Annotated in this window: 1 pseudogene; it reads left to right on the forward strand. The window is 69.4% G+C overall.

The window, feature by feature from the left end:
• Positions 1-363: pseudogene (locus AB0O00_RS40830) on the forward strand (ABC transporter ATP-binding protein/permease); the annotation flags it as partial.
• Positions 364-448: the final 85 nt, after the last annotated feature.

The raw sequence follows: 448 nt of genomic DNA on the forward strand, positions 1-448 counted from the left end.
GCCCGCGCCATCCTCAAGGACGCGCCCGTCATCCTGCTCGACGAGCCGACCGCCGCACTGGACACGGAATCGGAGGTAGTCGTCCAGCAAGCCATCGACCGCCTGGTGACCGGCAAGACCGTCATCGTCATCGCCCACCGCCTCTCCACCGTCGTAGGCGCCGACCAGATCCTCGTCCTGGACGACGGCCACATCACCCAGCGCGGCACCCACGCCGACCTTCTCGCGGACGCCGAGGGCCGCTACGCCCGCATGTGGGCAGCGCAACTGGCGGCGCGGGAGTGGCACATGGGCTCGCCGGGGGAGCTCCGCGCTGGGGTGAATGACCGTGCAATCGAACCCATGACGAACGGAAAGTGCTGAGAGCACGCTCATCGCGGATGGCGACGCGGCGGGACCCTCTGCGGAGGACGAGCGCACCAGGTGGTGGGCGTGAGCAGCACTGGAC

Origin of the sequence: Kitasatospora sp. NPDC093558, assembly GCF_040683475.1 — a bacterium.
Classification (GTDB): Bacteria; Actinomycetota; Actinomycetes; order Streptomycetales; family Streptomycetaceae; genus Kitasatospora.